This is a genomic window from Hyphomicrobium sp. D-2 (assembly GCF_029872155.1).
GTDB lineage: Bacteria > Pseudomonadota > Alphaproteobacteria > Rhizobiales > Hyphomicrobiaceae > Hyphomicrobium_A.
In genome coordinates this window covers 142089-162796 of sequence record NZ_JARXLA010000004.1, presented here as the reverse complement: position 1 = coordinate 162796, position 20708 = coordinate 142089, and the positions used below count along the sequence as shown (strand labels likewise).

Sequence of the window (20708 nt, the reverse complement as noted above, 5' to 3'; positions counted from 1 at the left end):
ACCGGCCAGCAAATGCACCTTTCAGCCGGAAGCGGTCAACCGCGCTATACGGCGGCCCGTTAATCGGCATCCCCCATTTGCGCCATGCAGCTGCTGTTTCACTGGCGATAGGAAGCCTGCTCCGCGCTCAACGCGTCACATCCGCAGCCATTACGGCGCTGATGATCTTCTGCCACTTGTCACGAGCGGCCCAGGCCAAGCTCCAAGCCTAATCCCCGAAGTCTAACCCCTCAAGCCTAGGCCCAACGTCTCGCCGCCGACGTTTCCCCCGTTCCGCTATTCGTCCGCGAGCCGGCCCTCTTCAGCGCGATTGCGATATTGCAAGGTGATGAGCAGCGCTTTCAGGAAGCGCAACAGCCCCAGAGCGATCAGCGGCGTTCCGATGCCCCACAAAAGGAAATGCACCCACGTCGGCGGCTCGAACGTGAATTCCACATAGAGCGCGGCGCCGCACACCAGAAAGCCAAGAATAAATATGCCGAACACGGCAGGACCGTCGCCGGTATCAATGAAGCGGTAGTTCAGGCCGCAGTGGTTGCAGGCATCGCGCAGTTCAAGCACGTTCTTGAACAGCGGCCCCTTTCCGCAGCGGGGACACCGCGCTGTGATCGCCGCGTAAACCGGTGAAACGGATTTGGGCGCTGTATCCATCGCATGCCTCCTGTGCGCCAAACCTGCAGGCCGTGCTGAACGGCCACGGACGGTTGCGCTGTATTTTTATAGAGTCAGGAAGTGGCTCTAGCCACCCGCTGAGCACGCACTTTTCCGGAAGCGCTGGCTTTCCTTCGTGCTTCATATCGAAAAACCAGTGCCCACTTTTCCGGAAGCACGAATGTGGCGGGCAACCACTCACCGCAAACACCTGCAGCACTCTTTCAGGAGACCATTTCGATATGGTGCACAGAGCCACGCGCAATGCGCCATTTCTCCGGCAACAGCCCCTGAAACAGTACAGGGCGGCTCCAACATGGGCCGCCCTGCTTGGTATCCACTCGACGCTCAGACGGAACTGCATCCAGCTGAACGCGTCATCCGCGTCAGTGTCCTACGCCACCGGCGTTAGGACCCGCGCCCCACACATAGATGGAGGCGAACAGGAACAACCAGACCACGTCAACGAAGTGCCAGTACCAGGCGGCAGCTTCGAAGCCGAAGTGTGCCTTGGGCGTGAAGGCACCACGCATTGCACGGATCAGACACACCAGTAGGAAGATGGTGCCGACGATAACGTGGAAACCGTGGAAGCCGGTCGCCATGAAGAACGTCGCGCCATAGATATGACCGGCGAAGCTGAACGCGGCATGCTGATATTCATACCACTGGAAGAACGTGAAGATCATGCCCAGCAGCACCGAAAGCAGCAGGCCGAGAATGATGCCGCGGCGATCATTCTTGAGCATGGCGTGGTGAGCCCAGGTAACAGTGACGCCCGATGCCAGCAGGATCAGCGTGTTGAGCAGCGGAATGCCCCACGGATCAAACGTATGCTGGAACACGCCCGGCGTTGCGGCACCGGTTGCGGGAACCGTCACGCCAGTGCCCTCAACAGGAACCGGCGGCCACTGACCACCTACAAGCTGATCGCGCGAAATCTGCCCGACAAGGTCAGTCGTGTTCAGAAGATCGTGCACCGACTTGGGGAACAGGGCGACATCGAAATAGGCCCAGAACCAAGCCACAAAGAACATCACTTCCGAGGCGATGAACAGGATCATGCCGTAACGGAAATGAAGCTGCACAACCGGCGTGTGCTCGCCCTCATTGCCCTCGCGAATGACATCGCGCCACCAGGCAGTGGCGCTAGCAACAACGCCAAGGAAGCCAAGCCAGAACACCCACGGTCCTGTGACGCCGAAAATACCGGCGCCGCCGTCCTGCGAGCGCATCCATACGATAGCGCCGAACATCAGCACAAACGCCGCGATCGATGACGTCAGCGGCCATGGGCTAGGATTTACAAGGTGATAATCGTGTTGTTTCGCGTGCGACGCGGCCATTGTTGTTTCTCCCGTAGTCCCCGATGGTACTCCCGATCCATTTATCGTGTGGTTCCGCCCCCAGGGTGAAACCTTGCCGCCGTCCGTAAGGATCGGTCGTAGGATCCGCGGCTGTTATTCTGTGTGTCCCGTTCCAGCGTTCAGGTTTTCATCCGCCGCGTCCCTCCGTGGCGATGCCTGCCTGCCCGCCGATCTTGCTTGGCGCTGTCACCGGATAGAACGTGTACGACAGCGTGAGTTCCGACAGGTGGCCGGTCTCCTCGTCGCTGACGAACTCCGGATCGACAAAGAACGACACCGGCATGTCGATCGACTGCCCCGGCTCCAGACGCTGTTCGTTGAAGCAGAAGCACTGCACCTTGCTGAAGTGACGCCCCACGCTGTCCGGCGTGACGTTGTAAATCGAAGTGCCTGTGGTGGCGCGATCCGACGTGTTGGTGGCGCGATAGAAGGCGAGGTTGTTTTCGCCCACCTTCACATCCATCCACGGCTGCGCGGGCTCAAACGTCCACGGCAAATCCTTGGCGACATTGGCATCGAAGTGCACGCGAACGATGCGGTCCAGCACCTTGGTGGGAAGCGTTTCAGCCCGTTGCGTCGTGCCGCCGTAACCGGTCACCTGACAATAGAGCCGATAGAGCGGAACCGCGGCGAACGAAGCCCCGATCATGCCAACCACAATGGCACCGCAGATCAACGCGACAGCACCGTCGCGCCGTCCGGTTGGGCGCTTCCCTTGCTGCTGTGCGTTGATCTCATCCATTCCTATTGGTGCCCTGCGCTTGCGTTGCGTTACATTGGCCGGTTGAAAACGTTGCCGCCCAAGCGGACGATTGTTGCCGCATAGAACAGCGCCACGAGCGCAATAAGGGCAAACGCGATCGCCAGCGAACGCATACGCTGCCGCTTCTGACGCTCGCGCTCCTCCTCATTCGGGTCAGTCATTGTCAATCCTGCTGCCATTTTCGTTATGCCATCAAACGCGTTACCGCGTGCTCGACGAGCATGACGGCGAACAGCAGGAAAAGATACAGAATTGAGAAGGCAAACAGCTTGCGGGCGGCCGCATCTGCTTCACGTCCTTCAGTGATCGTACGTACCCGCCAGGCCAGCCAGAGGAAGATGCCTCCGAGCACCACAGAGGTTACGCCGTAAACCACACCGGCAAGGCCGATCAGCGCAGGCGAAACAGCCAGCGGCACCAGCAGCAGCGAGTAAAGCCAGATCTGACGCCGGGTTTCCTGCGGGCCATGCACAACCGGCAGCATCGGCACGCCGACGCGCTCGTAATCACGGCAGCGATAAAGCGCCAGAGCCCAGAAATGCGGCGGCGTCCACATGAAGATGATGAGGAACATCAACACGCTTTCGATGCTGACGCTTCCGGTGACAGCGGCCCAGCCGATCATTGGAGGGAACGAGCCCGCGGCGCCGCCAATAACGATGTTCTGCGGCGTCGAGCGCTTCAGCCACATCGTATAAATGAACATGTAAAAGCCGATGGTGATCGCGAGCAGAAGGCCAGCGGTCCAGTTCACCAGCACGCCGAGCGTCAGGATGGAAAACACTGACAGCACGGTGCCAAAGCTCAGCGCCTCATCGGCCGTAACGCGTCCGCGCGGGATCGGTCTGGCCGCCGTGCGCGCCATGTGCGCGTCGATGTCGGCGTCGTACCACATGTTCAACGCACCGGCCGCACCGGCACCGATTGCGATCGCGACAAGCGCGATAATTCCCAGCACCGGGTGCAGCGATCCCGGCGCCGCGACCATTCCAGTAAGAGCCGTGAACACAACAAGCGACATCACCCGCGGCTTAAGAAGCTGGATAAAATCGCCAACATTTGAGCCGGATACCGGGCCAGCATGCCCAAGGTCGGCTCGCGCGCGCATTCCTTGCATGTTCACTCCACCCCATCGACTTATGCTTCCGCCCCATTGTTTGAGGTCGTGCACAGCCTGATTGTTTTTCTCGTTCTGCCGGGTCTTCCGGTGCTTCTTTCCGCACCGCACAGCCGCCTGCAGGTTCCTCCCGAGGGCCGCACAGTGACCAGGGTCACTGTGCGGTTTTGAGCGTGGGGACGGGGCACACACCCGATCCAGTCGCGAAACATCGATCGCGTGTTAGTGCGGATCAGATGCCTTGATGCGCGGCAGCGTCTCGAAGCAATGGAACGGAGGCGGCGAAGAAAGCGTCCATTCCAGCGTCGTTGCACCCGGACCCCACGGATTGCCCGCAGCCTGCTTGCGAGCCATGAAGGCCTGCAGCACACCAAGGATGAATACGAGGGTACCGATGCTTGTGATGTAGGCACCGGCCGACGAAACGCCGTTCCAGAATGCGAAGGCATCCGGATAGTCGACGTAACGGCGGGGGCATGCCCGACAGTCCGGGCGAAGTGCTGCGGGAAGAAGAGAATGTTGGCGCCGATGAAGGTGAGCCGGAAAGTGCAGCTTGCCCGATGGTCTCGTTGGCACGTCAGGCCCGACATCTTCGGGAACCAGTAGTACCAGCCAGCGAACAGCGAGAACACGGCACCCAGCGACATGCACGTAATGGAAGTGTCGCAACCACGTAGTAGGTGTCGTGCAGTGCAGCGGTCGACGCCGGCGTTCCCGATAGCATCACGCCCGTAACACCACCAACGGTGAACAGGAAGATGAAGCCCAGCGACCACAGCATGGGGGTACGGAAGTTGATGGGCCGCTCATTGGCGATCCAGAGCAGATCACACCGGTCGGAACCGCGATCACCATCGTCGCGAACACGAAGTAAGCCTGTGTGTTCACCGAGATACCGGCCGCGTACATGTGGTGCGCCCACACGATGAAGCCGACGAGACCGATGGCAACCATGGCGTAGGCCATGCCGAGGTAACCGAAGATCGGTTTGCGCGAGAACGCGGACACGATGTGGCTGACCATGCCGAAGCCCGGCAAGATCATGATGTAGACTTCAGGGTGACCGAAGAACCAGAACAGATGCTGGTAGAGCAGCGGATCGCCACCACCCTGCGGGTTGAAGAACGCAGTGCCGAAGTTGCGGTCCGTCAGCAGCATCGTGATGGCACCGGCCAGAACCGGCAGCGACAGCGGCAGCAGGAACGCGGTAACCAGCACCGACCATGCGAACAGCGGCATCTTGTGCATCGTCATGCCAGGAGCGCGCATGTTGAAGATGGTGGTGATGAAGTTGATGGCGCCGAGGATCGACGAGGCACCCGCGGCGTGCAGCGCAAGGATCGCGAAGTCCATTGCCGGGCCAGGATGGCCGGAGGTGGAAAGCGGCGCATAGGCAGTCCAGCCCGTGCCCGCACCCATGCCACCGGGCGGTCCTTCAACAAACATTGACAGCAGCAGCAGCGCGAACGCGGCGGGCAGCAGCCAGAACGAAATGTTGTTCATGCGCGGGAACGCCATGTCCGGCGCACCAATCATCAACGGAACAAGCCAGTTGCCGAAGCCGCCGATCATCGCAGGCATCACCGCAGGGAACACCATGATGAGACCGTGGGCGGTGACAAACGTGTTGTAGGCGTGTCCGTCGACGAAATACTGCATGCCCGGCTCTTGCAGTTCCAGTCGCATTGCGACCGAAAGCGCGCCGCCGATCAGGCCAGCAAAGATCGAGAACGCAAGGTACATCGAACCGATGTCCTTGTGGTTAGTAGATAGCAGCCAGCGTCTCCACCCCGTCGGCGTGTGGTCGTCGTGGCTGTCATGTGCCGTTGTTGTTGTGCTTCCCATGGTGCGTTTGCCTTGTAAGTCGGTGTTCTTGTTGCCGGACGAATGCCGGAAGTGATGCGGTTAAACCGGAACGATCACTTCGCTGGAGTGGCGGCGGCGACCTGACGGACATCCGTTTGCGGACCCGAGGCCTGACGCACCATTCCCTTGGCTTTCTCCAGCAGCTCGTTGCGTTGCTGCAGAAGTTCACGGCGGCGGTCCTTGTCCTTCTCGGAGCGAGCGGACTTCGCCACCTCGTTTGCTTCCTTCATCGTGTCGGCCCAGGAAGTGTAGATCTCCTCCTTCACCACACGAACGGCGATCGGCATGAACGCATGGTCCTTACCGCAAAGCTCCGAGCACTGACCGTAGAAAACACCTTCATAGAGGGGCTTGAACCAGGTCGTCGTCACGCGGCCAGGTACAGCATCGACCTTTGAGCCGAAGGACGGGATCGTCCAGTTGTGAATGACGCCATCGGGTGCGGCCGTGATGAGCACGTTCACCACCTTATTGACGGGAACAACGACCTCATTGTCCACGGCCAGCAGACGCGGTGCGTCGTGTCCTGCAGCAATCTGCTCCTCGCGGGCAGCGTCATCGAGCATGCGGGTTTCAAACGACAGCCCGAGCTCGGGATAGGAATGCTCCCAGTACCACTGATAGCCCGTGGCCTTCAGCGTCACATCGGCCTTCGGATAGCTGTACTGGAAGTGCAGCAAGCGGAACGAAGGAATGGCAATCGCCACGAGGATGAGGATCGGAATAACCGTCCAGGCAACCTCAAGCAGCGTGTGATGCGTAACCTTCGACGGGGTCGGATTAGCCCGCGCGTTGAAGCGGTACATCACGTAGAGCATGAGCAGCAGCACGAAAACCGTAACCGCGATGATGATCGCGTTCACCAGATCGTGGAAGCTGTGAATACTCTCGGCAACCGGCGAGGCTGGGGTCTGCAAACCCATTTCACCCGGTGACGGCTGCCCCATCCCGGCCCACGCGACTGAAGCCCCGAGCCATAGCATTGCCAATGCTGCGGCTGGCGCCGAGCAAAGCAGTCGTCTCCACATGCGTCCGCTCCCCAAAAGTACTGCTCGGCTCTCTGGCCGAGTCTTTCCCCAAAACAGTCGCTGAGCTAGGTCAGCTGCCCTGTGACACCCGTGTTGGGGGACATAAAGTCTCAGCGTAGAAGACTCGTCCCCTCGTTTACTAAGAGCACAATCGACTTCCATGCCTCAAGTCAAGCTTTATGCGTCATTTCTACGCGTTGCGAGACAACAAATCGCCATTCCGCTACGCAGCAAAATCAGTGCCCATCAATCCAAAATTTGGCCCGATTCCGGGCACACCACCTCAGCAAAGCCGAGTGTCACCGCCGTGAAGCCTCAGGAGAACCGTGTGCAAAATTTCAAGCCGCTTGATCGCGCCTCATACCGCAGCGCATCAAGCACAACCGCGCATGGTATGATCAGGTTCCTATGCACGTTGATCTGGGTCAGCGCGGCGTGTCTGATTTCATCGTCCGCCTCGGCCCAGGAGGGCACCGTCAAGGCGCAGCACGGCGACTGGCAGGTCGTCTGCAAGGATCCGCCCTCGGGGGCCAAGAGCGAAGTCTGCGCGCTCGTCCAAAGCGTGACCGCTGAGGACAAGGACAACATCGGCCTCACCGTCTACTTCCAGATTTTCTCCAACGGCACGCGCGTGCTGCGCGTATTCGCGCCGCTTGGCATCCTGCTGCCGCTGGGACTGGGCCTGGAAAATCGACGACAAGGATGTTGGCCACGCGCCGTTTTTGCGCTGTCACACGTTCGCCTGTTACGCGCAGGTCGTCGTCGAGGATCCGCTGGTCGAGCAGTTGAAGAACGGCAAGACCGCGATCTTCATCATCTTCCAGGCGGAGGAAGCCGGCATCGGCATTCCGATCTCGCTGGCGGGCTTCAAAGAGGCACTTGCAAAGCCAAAGTGAGTTCTACACTAGCTGTCGCTATGTCTTCGAATACAAACAGAAAACGCCCGCACAAAAACCGTCGCGCGGGCGTTTAATTTTTTGTCCAGACGCCCTATCCGGCGCCGCTCCGTCAGGCGGCCTTGCGCTGCTGACGCGACGTCTCGGAGACCTTTGCCGTGGCTGCGGGGGCGGCAACCGCCGTATCCGCTTCCAGCTCAGGCTCGGGGAACGTGATGTAGTCTCTGGCCGTCCGTGCGGCTTCGGCCATGGCAGGCACGATACCCGGCACGGTGGTGCCGAATGCGCGACCGGCACGGGTTGCGCTCTCGACATAGTCGTCCATCGCCGAACGCCAGTACTGGAGCTGAGCCCCGGCAACGTCTTGAGCCGAACGGCAGTTGGCCAATCTCGTTGGGAAATGCATCGTGGCCTGGGCGCGCCGATTGAAGAAGCCCATCATTTCAAGCTGTGCGCGAGCCATCCCTTTGACGAAGCTGTCATAGGAGCGACCGACGTTGTCCAATCCATCAAAATACATCTGAAATCCGGAAAGCGTCGGCGACTTTTCATTCGCGGACGAAGGCGACGCGTGAGCAACCATGGTGACGTCCTCCCTTATGGGACGGGCGCAGATTGCGGCGGGGGAGCCAGACTGACGACCGTCTCCGTCTAGGGTTTTGAACCAACCCGACAAACAAACCCTTAGCAAAACAACCGGGCAATACGTTGACAGTGGTCAAACAATACACAGCCACGAATCAAACTTCCGTGTAGCGCGACGGCTGTGCCTTTTAGGGCCCACGCGATGCCTCAGTTCACTGACGGCGCCACAGACGTGTTGCATGTCGGCATATAGGATTCTAATCACACCATAGAAAACTCGCACGTTGTTCAATTTGTATTGCGTATTGCGATGTTGTGTTGGCGCCATCTTCGTTCGGTCGCGTGGCTCGCTGCGAGAAGGCGGGCAGCAGCATCTGCGCTTTGCCTCATGTCGCTGACTGCCGTCTCAGCACCCCATCACAACGCAGCCGCCGATGATGCAGAACAGCCCTACCAACCCGGCTGGATCGAAGTCTGGACCGGCGCTGATGCCGCCAGCCACACCTGGCTGATGTTTTCCGGCGTAACCGTCTCGCCCTTCAGCAATGTCTATGAAAATGGCCTACGCCTGCGCGTCTCAGGCGGTTATGGCGGCTACACTTATACCGGCGAACGCCGCTCCGAACTGCACACCTTCACCGCCCGTACGTCCTACGCCGAAGCCTTGGCTGGCTATCTGATGCGGCTTGGCCCCGTCACCGCCAAGGCGTTCGCAGGCATCACGGCAATCGAACACGACATTGCACCCTACGACCCCGACAACCCCGTGCAGGGCCAGGAGATCGGGCCAAAGGTTGTGGCGGAGCTATGGATCAACATGGGCGCCTCAGCCTGGGGGCAGGTCGATGCCTCCTGGACTTCGGCGCACAATACATCCGGCGCCCGTGTGCGGACCGGCTATCGCGTGTGGGAAGACACCTCAATCGGCATTGAGGGCGCGCTGCATGCCAACGACATGGGCGAAGATCTGCGCGGCGGCCTGTTCACGCGATTTGCCTGGAATGGCGGCGAATTCTCGATTGCGGGTGGCTATTCCGGACGCTTCCTAGAGGAGGCGAAAGAGCTGAAAGACCCATACGCGACAGCAACACTGCTGCTGCAGTTCTAGAGCCTTTCAGCCGTTTCGTTGAATCGCGGAAAGACTCTAGCCGTTTGTTTTTGCGTGCTTCTTGCCGGAAAACCGGTCCCACTTTTCCGGAAGCGCGCTCTAGGCCACCCGCCGCCATCAGCGATCGATCCAACGCCCGCCTGAGATCGCCACCTCCTCCGTTGAAACCATCTTTCCGCGTTGCAGCATGCATGCCTTCACGCCGCCACGATCCCATGCAAACAAAACGATTGTTCGTTTTACGCCCTCTCGTTACAAGACACTTGCTTAGGCATCATTTACCGCGGCGCGCACATGCCCAAACTCAAACCGGCCACTCAGGCTGCCCGGCGGGAGCACATCCTCGACGCGGCGGAGCTATGCTTCGCCCGCAGCGGCTTTCACCGCACGACCATGCAGGACATCTGCCGCGAGGCCTCTATCAGCCCCGGCGCGCTGTATGTCTATTTCAGCTCGAAAGAAGACCTGATCGCTGGCCTGGTTGAACGCGACCGCGCCGAATTCGCCCAGCGCTTCGCCGCCGTTGCCGATGGAAGCGACTTCCTCGGTGCGCTCAGCGATCTCGGCAACCACTATTTCAACGAGCAACCGGTTCACCGGCGCACGCTGTGCCTGGAGATCGCGCTGGAATCGACCCGCAACGAACGGGTTGGCGAGATTTATCGCGCCGTTGATCGCGAAGTCTCCCAGAGCTTTGAAGCGCTGTTTGCGAAACTCGCCGACGAAGGACGCATCGCGCCCGATCTCGACATCCCGACAGTCGCCAAGATCTTCTCGCTCATTGGCGACGGGCTTTTCACCCGCCGCGTTGTCGAGCCGGAACTCGACATGGAACCCATTATCGCGGGCGCGCTGAATCTCGTCGGCAAATTGCTGAACGTCGTGCCGCCCGCCCCAAGCCAAGCCCCGTCGCAAAATGCGCCATCTGATGTGGCCGCAGCATCAAGTCAGCCCTCAAAGCCAGCCAAGGCAAAACGCACATGAAGCGAGTTATCAAAACCCTGCTTTTGCTGGCGATACTGGGGGGCGGCGCATACTTCTTCGCGCCTCAAATCAAGCCGTACGTTGCGCCGCTGCTGGCTGCAATTACTGGCCAGCAGACACCGATTGAAACGGCATCGCTTCCCCCCGATACCGCGAAGCTGACGCCGCCCCCGGCCGTCACGGTGATCAAGGCGCAGCACGCTGACTTCACCGCGATGGTGACGGTTTCCGGCTCGCTGATCCCGCGCGATGAAATTCTCGTCACACCGGAGGTCGAAGGCTTCCGCGTGCTGCAGCTCAATGTGGACGAGGGCGACCGCGTCAAGCAGGGCGACGTGCTGGCTGTGCTGGTGCAGGAATCTCTCGAAGCGCAGCTGGCGCAGAATGCAGCATCCCTTGCACGCGCCGAAGCGGCCATTGCTCAGGTCCGCAGCCAGATCGTTGAAGCAACCGCCCGGCGCGAGGAAGCAGAAGCCAATTTCAATCGCGCCAAACCGCTGAAAAACTCCGGCTTCCTTTCGGGCTCGACTTATGACCAGCGCGAAGCCGCAGCCAAAAGCACCGCTGCCCAACTCAAGGCCGCCGAGGATGGATTGCGCGTCGCCGAGGCCGACAAGCTGCAGATCGAAGCGCAGCGGCGCGAACTTCAGTGGAAGCATACGAACACCAAAGTAACCTCACCTGCCGACGGCCTCATCAGCCGCCGCACCGCGCGCATCGGCGGCATGGCTTCAAGCGTCGGCGAACCGATGTTCCGTATCGTCTATCGCGGCGAGGTCGAGCTGGATGCTGAGGTCATCGAAACCGACATCGGTAAAATCGCCCAGGGGCAGAAGGCCGTTATCGACGTTGCAGGCGTCGGCCCCGTGCAGGGCACCGTGCGCCTCGTCTCACCGGAAGTCGATCGCCAAACCCGCCTCGGCCGTGTGCGCGTCTTTCTTGGTGACGACGCACGCCTGCGCATCGGTGCGTTCGCGCGCGGCACCATCACCACCGGCCGCAGCCATGGCATCGCGGTGCCTTCTGCCGCCGTCATCTTCGACCCGTCCGGCGCTTACGTTCAGGTCGTGAATGATAACCGCGTCGAGCGGCGCGATGTTAAACCCGGCCTCATCTCCGGCGGCATGGTGGAAATTCTGGAAGGGGTGCGCGATGGCGATGTCATCGTCGCCCGCGCCGGATCGTTCCTGCGCTCGGGCGATCAGGTGCGCCCGGTGCTGCCGGACTCTAAGATCAGCGAGGCGAGATAATGCGCCTTAACATTTCCGCCTGGTCGATCCGCCGGCCCGTTCCGGCGATCGTACTGTTCTGCGTGCTCACTCTGCTCGGCATCATCAGTTTCATGACGATGCCGGTGACGCGCTTCCCGAACATCGACATCCCACTGATCTCCGTTACAGTCGTACAGTCCGGTGCGGCCCCGGCTGAACTTGAAAGCCAAGTCACCAAGGAAGTCGAAGACGCTGTCGCCAACATCACCGGCGTCAAGCACGTGATGTCGACCGTTTCCGACGGCTTGTCGTCAACAGTCATCGAGTTCCGGCTGGAGATAAATCAGGATCGCGCCCTCAACGACGTGAAGGACGCGATCGACAAGATCCGTCTCGATCTTCCGCGCGACATCAACGAGCCGATCGTGCAGCGCATCGACGTTGAAGGGCAGTCCATCCTTACGTTCGCGGCGTCATCGCCCGGCATGACGCTGGAGGCCCTGTCCTGGCACGTCGACGATGTCATCAAGCGCCAGCTGCAGGGGCTCAAGGGCGTCGGCCGTGTTGAACGCTATGGCGGCGTTGACCGCGAAATCCGCATTCTGCTCGATCCTGACCGCCTGCTCGCGTTTGGTATCACCGCCGCCGAGGTCAACAATCAGGTGCGCGCCACAAACGTCGATCTGGGCGGTGGCCGTGGCGAAATCGGTGGCCAGGAGCAGGCCATCCGTATGCTCGCCGGCGCGCGCAAGGTGGAAGAGCTGGCCGAGACGCAGATCGTGCTTTCGGGCGGACGGCGCGTGCGGCTTTCCGATCTTGGCCGCGTGATCGATGACGCCAGCGAGCAGCGCTCGTTTCGTCCGCCTCGATGGCGAAGCTGTCGTCACCTTCGCGGTATTCCGATCGAAAGGCGCCAGCGAGCTTTCCGTCGCCGATGTTGTGGCTGCAAAACTCGACGAGATGCAGAAGGCGAATCCGGAAATTCGCCTCTCCAAGATCGACGATGCTGTCGCCTACACGCGCGGCAATTACAAATCGGCGATGGAAACGCTGATTGAAGGCGCGGTGCTGGCGGTTTTGGTGGTGTTCGTGTTTCTGCGCAATCTGCGCGCCACCATCATCGCAGCAGTGGCGCTGCCGCTATCGGCGATACCCACCTTCTGGGCGATGGATATGTTGGGCTTTTCGCTCAACCTCGTCAGCCTACTCGGTATCACCCTAGTAACCGGCATTCTCGTCGACGACGCCATCGTCGAAATCGAAAACATCGTGCGCCACATGCGCACCGGCAAATCGCCCTATCGCGCCGCAGTGGAAGCCGCCGACGAAATCGGCCTAGCGGTGATCGCGATCTCGCTGACCATCGTCGCGATCCTCCGCCGGTGTGCGTCTCATGGGTGGCATCGCAGGGGCAATACTTCCGCCAGTTCGGTCTCACCGTCGCCATCGCCGTGCTTATCTCGCTGCTCGTTGCGCGCCTCATAACGCCGATGATGGCCGCATATTTCATGCGCGATCGAATAGAGGAGCACGAGGGCAATGGCCCGCTGATGCGCGCCTATGTCGGCTTCCTGCGTGCAACGCTGCGCGTGCGTTATCTCACACTTGTCGTCGGTCTGGGGCTGTTCGTCGGCTCGATTTATGCAACCACACTGCTGCCTACCGGATTCATGCCCGACGAAGACACCGCCCGCGTTGTGCTGTGCGCGTGGAGCTGCCGCCCGGCTCCAAGCTGGAGGACACAGCGTCACCACCGATCGCATGGTGAAAACACTCGCCAGCATTCCGGAGATCGACCAGGTATTCGTGCTCGGCGGCGCAACGCCAACCGGCACGCTTGAAGTGCGCGTGGCCTCGCTGTTCGTGCAGCTGGTGCCCAAGACCGAACGCAAGCTGGCGCAGAAGGATGTCAAAAACATCATTTCCGCCAAGCTCGCCGACATCCCGGACGCCCGCGCATGGTACGTGAACGAACGCGGCGAACGCGAGCTGTCGTTCTCCATGCTGGCAAAGGACGGCGACGTTCTCAGCGATGCCGTGCACAAGCTGGAAGGCGCACTGCGCAAGGTGCCGGGCTTCAAGAATGTCGCCGCCGATGCTGCGGTCGACAGGCCGGAGCTGCGTGTGTCGCCTGATTTCGCGGCCGCTGCACACCTTGGCGTCGCGCCGAGCCAGATCGCGGAGACGATCCGTGTCGCAACTATCGGTGACGTTGACGCAACACCTCGCTAAATTCAACGCAGGCGATCGTCTCGTTCCCATTCGGGTCCAGATCGAGGAAGACGCGCGCACCGACATACAGCGCCTCAGGAACCTGCGTGTAACCAATGCCGCCGGCACCGCCGTGCCATTGGCCGCCGTCGCCGATGTTTCATTCAGTCAGGGGCCGAGCTCCATCAAGCGTTACGACCGCGAGCGGCGCGCCGTTATCGGTGTCGATCTGGAATCCACCGGTGCGATGTCGGATGCGCGCGAAACATTCCTCACGGTGTTCGAACAGCAGAAGCTGCCAGCCGCTGTGCGCCTGCAGGCCTCCGGCGATGCCGAGGTTCAGGATGAAGTCGCAACCGGCTTCATGACCGCCATGGGCACCGGCCTGATGATCGTGTTCGGCGTGTTGGTGCTGCTGTTCGGCAGTGTCGCGCAGCCGATCACCATTCTGCTGTCGCTGCCGCTGTCGTTCGGTGGCGTGGTGATAGGACTGCTGGCCACCAACAACTCCATCAGCATGCCGGTTTATATCGGGTTGCTGATGCTGATGGGTATCGTCACCAAGAACGCCATCGTGCTGGTTGATTTCGCCCTTGAGGAAATCGCCAGCGGCGTGCCGCGCTTTGACGCTGTCATCGACGCCGGACGCAAGCGTGCGCGGCCGATCATCATGACCACGCTGGCGATGGTGGCGGGCATGATCCCCAGCGCGCTGGCGATGGGCGACGGCGGCGAATTCCGCGCGCCGATGGCCATTGCGGTTATCGGCGGCCTGCTGGTGTCAACGGTGCTGTCGCTGGTGTTCGTGCCGTCGTTCTTCACGGTGATGGACGACTTCGGCCGGGGCGTCTGGTGGATCTTTGGCCGCTTTATCGGTCCGACAGACGAGTCGCCGGAATATCTTGCGGCGGAAGCTGCCGCGCGCAAACCGGCTCATGACAGTGCCCAGCCGCACGCACCGGCGGAGTGAATACGCACTCCGCATCGCGGGTCACACCTGCTGAAGTGTTTCTTCTGCTCATGCGGCGTGGCGGATCAGCGATGAGGAACACCGCGGAGTTGCAAGGGCCATCTCCTGCCCGATCACGCTAAAAGGTTTGCGTGTCCGCGCTGATCCGCCCTGCATCTTCTTGCTCGCACCTTATGTGCGATCCATTGCCCGGGCCAGCTCCGCAGGGATACAGGCTCGCTAAGTCTTGCCCCGTCTCTGCTCCAGATCCTGCCCCTGCTCGGCGCTGCGCCCTCATAACGCGTTCGACACCGTGCAATGGTCGTCTTTCTCGCTGTCCCCATCACGCAAAACAAAACGGGCGCACCGTTGCCGATGCGCCCGTTTCTCAATTTCAAACTTGCCGGCTTGTCAGTTCGTCGAAGCCGTCGCGTCGTGCTTGAAGAACACGTCAACGCGCATGCCCGTCAGCAGCGGCGGATTACCGTCGAGATCAACCAGAACTTCCAGCACTTCGACATCGTTTGGACGGCGCGGGCCGCGTGACACGATGTTGGGCGGCGAAAGCGACTGGGCGATTGAATCGACCTTGCCTTCAAAATCCTGGTTCGGATAGGCATCGGCGCGGACAACCACCCGCTGCCCCTTGCGGATCTTGGCGGCGTCACGCTCTTCAACCTCAGCCCGCACCTTCATGCTGGTAAGATCGCCGAATACGACAAGCGTGTTCTCAGGCGACGGCGCGGCAACTTCGCCTTCCTTCGCGATCACATTGAGAACCGTGCCGTCGAACGGTGCGCGGATGCGCGTGTGTTCAACGCCAAGTTCGGCGGCATCAACGTCGGTGCGGGAAATCGTGAGTGCCGATTCAAGACGCGTCGGCAAAGGCATGCCGCCCTTGTTGAGAACCGTCGACATCTTGGTCAGCTCGTCGTCGAGCTTCTTTTCGGTGTCGGCCAGCTTCGTGCGCGCGTTATCGACGGCGGTCTCAGCGCCGTTCTTGGTGCGCGCCTCGATATAGGCGGCGTCAAGTTCCTGCTGCGCGGCGAACACCGCGCGCTTGGCTTCAGCGACGGCGTCCTCGGCCTTGCGGCGCTCAAGCTGCAGGCCAACGGCCTCTTCCTCGTCGCGCTCACGCACGCGCACCTGCTCTTCAGCGGTTGCGGCCGTCACCTTGGTCATTGCGTCTTCGTCATCCAGACGAAGCAGAACGTCGCCGGACTTCACGCTGTCGTTCAGCGCCACAGGAATGGTGACGATGCGACCCGGCGTAGTGGCGGTCACGCGCACTTCACCGCTCTTCGGCTCAACGCGTCCAGTTGCCGAGGCTGCCCAGGTCGGGCGCATGGCCGCTGCCGTAACAGCGGCCTTCTTGTTGCTGCCGGTTTCAGTGCCCGACGAAGCCACATGCTCGCCGACCGGCGCCCAGCTCACCCTGTTCACGTAGAAGCCGACGGCGACCGCCAAAGCGCCAGCGATCGCAAGCGTGACGACGGTAGAATTGACTTTATTACCCATTGGCCTTCCGTCTCTTTGTAAGATCTGCAATTTCTGGAGCATCAAGACCGTCCGGCCGGCGCTCCTCACCAACAATTCGCCCGTCTTCAATCCGCACCACCCGATCGGCATAACTCAATGTGCGCGGATCGTGCGTAACAGCCAGAACGCTACGCTTCTGTTCCTTGGCGATGCGGGCCAACAGGGCCATCACCGCATGGCCGTTTTCGCCATCAAGTGCTGCGGTAGGCTCGTCCGCCAGCACGATCGACGGCGACGACGCGATAGCGCGCGCCACGGCAACACGCTGCTGCTCACCGCCCGAAAGGTTGCCCGGATAGCTGCGTAAACGGTGGGCGAGCCCGACATCGCGCAGCACTTCCTCGCAACGATTGGAAGCGGAGAAGTCTTTCTGTCCGCGCACGTCCAGCGCAATGCGCACGTTCTCAAGCGCGGTCAGGGTCGGAAACAGGTTATAGGACTGGAAGATGAAGCCCATGTGCTTGCGCCGCAAATCGGCCAGCTCTTCCGAATCCAGATTGGTCGTTTCGGTGCCCGCGACGCGCAGGATGCCCGACGTCGACGACAGAATGCAGCCGAGGATCGAGAGCAATGTTGTTTTGCCCGAGCCGGATGGCCCCATCAGCAGCGTCAGCTCGCCGGGGACGAGCGCCAGGCTGGCGCCTTTCACCGCGCGCACCTTGCCGGCGCCGGAGCCCAGCTCTTTGACGATGTCGATGGCTTCCAGAACAGGTTGCGGCTGATCGATCATTTGTTGAACACCACTGCAGGATCGATTTTTGTAACCTTCATGATCGCGGATAGCGCAGAGATGGCGCACATGCCGACAGTCAAAGTGAAGAGCCAGAACGCTAGCGCCGGTGTCATCACCATCGGCAGCGCCGTGTTATGACTTAGCACCAAGATTATCAGCGCTATCGAGATACCAAGGATATAGCCGACAATGGCGCTGATGCCCGCCTGTGCGAGGATAACCTTGTAAATATATCCTGACGATGACCCCAGCGCTCGCAGGGTTGTGAACTCGCCAAGGTGATCCTTGGTGCTGGAATAAAGCGTCTGCGCAACGATAACCGTGCCAACCAGGATACCCAGCAACGCGCCGCCAATCAGCGCAACACCGGCGCCGGTGCGGAACAGCCACTGCTTCAGGCTGCGATCGCGGAACTCTTCCTTGGTCAGAACTTCAGCGCCCTCAAGACGGTTTACAAGATCCTGCTGCACCTGTTTGACGTCGGCGCCAGGCACGGTCTGCACCAGATAGAACGTGGTGCCATCGCCATCGCCAAACAGGGCGCGGGCGCGGTTCAAGGTCGTATAAGCATATGGCGACTGGGTGAACGAGCGAACGCCATCGGTAACGGCCCGAATGCGGACACGGCCATTGGCGATCTGCGCGGTGTCGCCGACACCCTTGATACCCAGCTCGTTAAAATAGGTGCGGTCCACTGCGATAGCTTCTGGCGCCTTGATATCTTCCCAGGAGCCTTCGACAAGATCGAACGGCTCCAGCCCGCCGTCCTCGGCGTCAGTACCAACAAGCACGACGCGGGTTGAGCCACCTTCAGGTTTGCGCCACTCAGCAAAGCGCACGATCAACGGAATGACAGCCTTCACGCCGGGCGTTGCCAACGCCTGATGCCGCTCCCTTGAGGTCAGCAGCATGCCGCCATCCTCGAAGCTCTTCGCGCCGTAGACGGCGATCCATAGATCCGCGTTCGCGTGATCGATATTCGAGGTGATCATTTTGCTGGCACCGAGGTAGAGACCAAGTTGCACCGCCACCAGCACGATCGAAAACAGAATACCAATCAGCGTAACCGCAAGACGAATGCGGTCGTGAAACAGATTACGGAAAGCAAGCGTCAAGATCATAGATCGGTTCCGCAGTGAATAAGGATTTCAATTCGCCAATAGCGCTGGCGCTGCGGCACCGCTGCTATCCGACCAACTTGGCCATGAAATGGCAAACCCATGCTTAAGAGTTGCCCAAGTATAACGCTAAAGCGCTCCGTTTAGATACGCGAGTTTCAATTCGCTCACGGGGCGTTAACGCGAATAGGTCAAAAAAGGGTTATGTCGAGCAGTTGGAGAAAGAACTTCTCAACCCCATACTACCGTTGAAAACCCTGGCATGCCCGTCATTTGATCGGTTTTCTGCCGCTTTCAAAGCCTGGTTTTCGCTCGCAATGTCTGACACAGGAACGGCGATACCACCATGCGTCATGATCTTCCTGGCTTAACAGCCCTGAAAACACTGGCCGGCGCGTTGGTTATTAGCGTTTTGTTTGGTTGTTTCTCCAGCGTTTCTGCCGCCTCTCCGGAACTCGGCGTATGGATCAATCATACCGGCCGCGGCGCCGTAGAGATCCGTCCGTGCGCAGAGCAAGGCCCGGCATCGAGAAATCTTTGCGGCTACATCGTCTGGCTCAAAGACCCGGCGAACAAGCGCGGCGACCCGTTAACGGACGGCTACAATCCCGACCCCACGAAGCGCAATCGCAGCATCTGTGGGCTACCGGTGCTCGGCTCATTGCAGCGGGTCAGCGACGGCGGCTGGGATAATGGATGGGTGTACGATCCCGAACAGGGCGCGTCCTTCGATGCAGCCATAAAACTGGCCAACCGCGATCGGCTGGTTCTCACCGGCTACAAGGGCATCAAGCTGTTCTCGAAGTCGTTCACCTGGAAGCGCGCGCCGGACGATCTGCCCCGCTGCGATGGCGTCCAGCAGGATGCTCGCAAGAAAGCTAGCGCCAAGACACAGGAAGCGAAGGCTTTGCCCGCGCTCAAGGTGCCTCGCCCGGTTCCAGCGGTTCGGCCGAAGCCGATTGAGCAATCCAAGGCACTCGACTGATCGCCTCACTAACTGGTGGTCAGTCCGGTCCGGGCGTTAGAGATGGATAGGCGGATCGCTCACGCGGAAGCCCGGGCGGCTGTAGCTCTTCTGCGGCCTGTTCTGCACATCAGCAGCGTACGGTTCACCAGTACCGCCAGATAAACAAAAAGCCCGGCTGTCGAAGCCGGGCTTTTTGTTTATCGAATTTGATCTGAGCGAGGGGCACAATGCATGCCCACTCGACTTCATGCAGCAGCACCCTCAAATCATGGGGTGGCGCCACGGCCCTCGCCACGATTGGCGGCGGAAATGATCGCTTCCTCAGCTCGCAGCTTCTCAAACCGTGCGGTGAGACGGGTCGCGAATTCCTTGACGCGCTCCATCACGATCGGACGCTGACGGTCCAGCGTTACCATGTGATAGCAGTCATCAAGCACGCAGGTCTCGACGATGCCGGAAAGCTTACGCTGCAGAACCATCGCGTTGACCAGATCACTCTGATCGTCGTGACGCGGGTGGAACATCAGCGTGTGCTGCGTGATCTGGCCCAGCAGCGGCTTTACGTTATTCACCAGTCGGCGGAACTCATAGACCAGTCCGCCACCACGGGCGAACAGATCGGGCATCGTGCTCGACTCGCTATTCACGCTGTCGAGGATGAAGTTGCGCAGGCGCTCATCCTTGATGCCGTGCGGGTTGCGCGCCTGGAACTTGAACAGGCGTGCTGTCCACTTCTGCTGCACGAGGCTGAAGAAACGGAAATACCACGGAATCGCCCAGCCATTTGGCTTCAGCGTGGGCGAGAACAGCATGAGGCCATGAACCTTCTCAGGCCGCGTAGCCGCCAGGCGCAGGGCCAGCATGCTACCAGCCGAGATGCCGCCCACGATAACGGCGTCACACTGCTCGGTCAGATCGTTGTGCGCCTGCTCAAGCGCGCCATACCAGTCACGCCAAGTCGAAAGCCCCGAGACGTCTGTCCCGCCAGCAAGACCTGGAATGAGTGGGCAATATACGGTGTAGCCAAGTTGGCCCAGCGTGTGTGCAACGAACTTCAGCTCAAGCGGGGAACCACCCAGGCTGTGCACCAAAAGCACGCCGTTACGCCCCCCCGGGACGAAAATGCTACCCCAAGCCGCTTTCATTTTTTCGCTGTTTTGCATCTTGGTAACTGAACTCGCTCGCTTACTAGACGAAGCCAAAAGAACCCCATCCGGCTCCGGTAGACCGCGGGAGACTCAGTCCGCGATGACCGGAGATTGTCGCTGAAACTCTCTCTATTTCGTTTCCTTGATAGAGAGTGGTTGCCGAACAATTGCTAGTTTAGTGCAGACGTCCCTCTGAAATGATCAGCCGCCGCACCGGGTAAGGCCCCGCACCCGTATAGTACGAGAGGGGTCGAACCCCTCACTGAACGGATCAGCCTTGAAGTGCGACTGGTCACCTTGCCGCAGCCACTCAAAGCCAGGAACCGAAATTTCCCTCCGAACTAACCTCCCCCAAGCCACTTGGTGTGGCCTTCCCGCATAAGGGCAAGGGAAGGTGCAAATCCACCTGAGGCGAAAGAATGACGAGAACGAGGCCATTCCCCTGCCACCTGAACGGGAATTGAGAG

Annotated in this window: 16 protein-coding genes and 3 pseudogenes; 7 read left to right on the top strand and 12 right to left on the bottom strand. The window is 60.3% G+C overall.

Features of this window, described 5'->3' with window-relative positions:
- Nucleotides 1-276 precede the first annotated feature (276 nt).
- The 7 genes and pseudogenes from QEZ49_RS09285 to coxB all read right to left on the bottom strand — a co-directional run bounded on the left by QEZ49_RS09285 (nt 277) and on the right by coxB (nt 6711).
- The gene (locus QEZ49_RS09285) at nt 277-651 is read right to left on the bottom strand and encodes a DUF983 domain-containing protein (RefSeq protein ID WP_280386262.1); all 375 of its coding nucleotides are present in this window, start codon (nt 649-651) and stop codon (nt 277-279) included.
- A 386-nt stretch (nt 652-1037) separates the two neighbouring features.
- Nucleotides 1038-1997, bottom strand: a complete 960-nt coding sequence (locus QEZ49_RS09280) for a cytochrome c oxidase subunit 3 (RefSeq protein WP_280386260.1) — start codon at nt 1995-1997, stop codon at nt 1038-1040.
- A gap of 148 nt (nt 1998-2145) precedes the next feature.
- The gene (locus QEZ49_RS09275) at nt 2146-2760 is read right to left on the bottom strand and encodes a cytochrome c oxidase assembly protein (protein ID WP_280386257.1); all 615 of its coding nucleotides are present in this window, start codon (nt 2758-2760) and stop codon (nt 2146-2148) included.
- A gap of 29 nt (nt 2761-2789) precedes the next feature.
- Nucleotides 2790-2942: a hypothetical protein gene (locus QEZ49_RS09270; protein ID WP_280386255.1), complete on the bottom strand. Its 153-nt coding sequence runs from the start codon at nt 2940-2942 to the stop codon at nt 2790-2792.
- A 23-nt stretch (nt 2943-2965) separates the two neighbouring features.
- A complete protein-coding gene (locus QEZ49_RS09265) occupies nt 2966-3889 on the bottom strand; it encodes a heme o synthase (RefSeq protein ID WP_280386552.1) in 924 nt (307 codons plus the stop codon).
- Between the two features lie 231 nt (nt 3890-4120).
- Nucleotides 4121-5743 (bottom strand): annotated as a pseudogene (locus tag QEZ49_RS09260) (cytochrome c oxidase subunit 1).
- A 74-nt stretch (nt 5744-5817) separates the two neighbouring features.
- Nucleotides 5818-6711 (bottom strand): cytochrome c oxidase subunit II, encoded by an 894-nt coding sequence (gene coxB / locus QEZ49_RS09255; protein ID WP_348534809.1) that lies wholly within the window; start codon nt 6709-6711, stop codon nt 5818-5820.
- 241 nt (nt 6712-6952) lie between these two features.
- On the opposite strand from coxB, the pseudogene QEZ49_RS17260 reads away from it, so the two are divergent.
- Nucleotides 6953-7417: pseudogene (locus QEZ49_RS17260) on the top strand (hypothetical protein); the annotation flags it as partial.
- 28 nt (nt 7418-7445) lie between these two features.
- The gene (locus QEZ49_RS17255) at nt 7446-7688 is read left to right on the top strand and encodes an invasion associated locus B family protein (protein ID WP_348534806.1); all 243 of its coding nucleotides are present in this window, start codon (nt 7446-7448) and stop codon (nt 7686-7688) included.
- A 112-nt stretch (nt 7689-7800) separates the two neighbouring features.
- Here the strand turns inward: QEZ49_RS17255 and QEZ49_RS09245 are convergent, their stop codons facing one another.
- The gene (locus QEZ49_RS09245) at nt 7801-8271 is read right to left on the bottom strand and encodes a phasin family protein (RefSeq protein WP_280386251.1); all 471 of its coding nucleotides are present in this window, start codon (nt 8269-8271) and stop codon (nt 7801-7803) included.
- Nucleotides 8272-8661: 390 nt separating this feature from the next.
- Between QEZ49_RS09245 and bcsS the strand changes: the two genes are divergently transcribed.
- The 4 genes and pseudogenes from bcsS to QEZ49_RS09225 all read left to right on the top strand — a co-directional run bounded on the left by bcsS (nt 8662) and on the right by QEZ49_RS09225 (nt 14757).
- A complete protein-coding gene (gene bcsS, locus QEZ49_RS09240) occupies nt 8662-9381 on the top strand; it encodes a cellulose biosynthesis protein BcsS (protein WP_280386249.1) in 720 nt (239 codons plus the stop codon).
- A gap of 294 nt (nt 9382-9675) precedes the next feature.
- Nucleotides 9676-10365: a TetR/AcrR family transcriptional regulator gene (locus QEZ49_RS09235; protein WP_280386247.1), complete on the top strand. Its 690-nt coding sequence runs from the start codon at nt 9676-9678 to the stop codon at nt 10363-10365.
- Nucleotides 10362-11615, top strand: coding sequence for an efflux RND transporter periplasmic adaptor subunit (locus tag QEZ49_RS09230; RefSeq protein WP_280386245.1), 1254 nt, complete (start codon nt 10362-10364; stop codon nt 11613-11615). Before QEZ49_RS09235 ends, QEZ49_RS09230 begins: the two co-directional genes overlap by 4 nt.
- Nucleotides 11615-14757, top strand: a pseudogene (locus QEZ49_RS09225) (efflux RND transporter permease subunit). Before QEZ49_RS09230 ends, QEZ49_RS09225 begins: the two are co-directional and overlap by 1 nt.
- Nucleotides 14758-15147: 390 nt before the next feature.
- Here QEZ49_RS09225 and QEZ49_RS09220 read toward each other — a convergent pair.
- Genes QEZ49_RS09220 through QEZ49_RS09210 form a run of 3 tightly spaced genes read right to left on the bottom strand, consistent with a single transcriptional unit; the run spans nt 15148 to nt 18129 of the window.
- The gene (locus QEZ49_RS09220; RefSeq protein WP_280386243.1) at nt 15148-16254 is read right to left on the bottom strand and encodes an HlyD family efflux transporter periplasmic adaptor subunit; all 1107 of its coding nucleotides are present in this window, start codon (nt 16252-16254) and stop codon (nt 15148-15150) included.
- Complete coding sequence (locus QEZ49_RS09215) at nt 16247-17005, bottom strand: ABC transporter ATP-binding protein (RefSeq protein ID WP_280386241.1); 759 nt, start codon at nt 17003-17005, stop codon at nt 16247-16249. The genes QEZ49_RS09220 and QEZ49_RS09215 overlap by 8 nt, the downstream gene beginning before the upstream one ends.
- A complete protein-coding gene (locus QEZ49_RS09210; RefSeq protein ID WP_280386239.1) occupies nt 17002-18129 on the bottom strand; it encodes an ABC transporter permease in 1128 nt (375 codons plus the stop codon). Before QEZ49_RS09210 ends, QEZ49_RS09215 begins: the two co-directional genes overlap by 4 nt.
- 343 nt (nt 18130-18472) lie before the next feature.
- Here QEZ49_RS09210 and QEZ49_RS09205 point away from each other — a divergent pair, with 343 nt between their 5' ends.
- A complete protein-coding gene (locus QEZ49_RS09205) occupies nt 18473-19111 on the top strand; it encodes a DUF2147 domain-containing protein (RefSeq protein WP_280386237.1) in 639 nt (212 codons plus the stop codon).
- 248 nt (nt 19112-19359) lie between these two features.
- Here QEZ49_RS09205 and QEZ49_RS09200 read toward each other — a convergent pair whose 3' ends face one another.
- Nucleotides 19360-20190: an alpha/beta fold hydrolase gene (locus QEZ49_RS09200; protein ID WP_280386235.1), complete on the bottom strand. Its 831-nt coding sequence runs from the start codon at nt 20188-20190 to the stop codon at nt 19360-19362.
- Nucleotides 20191-20708 lie beyond the last annotated feature (518 nt).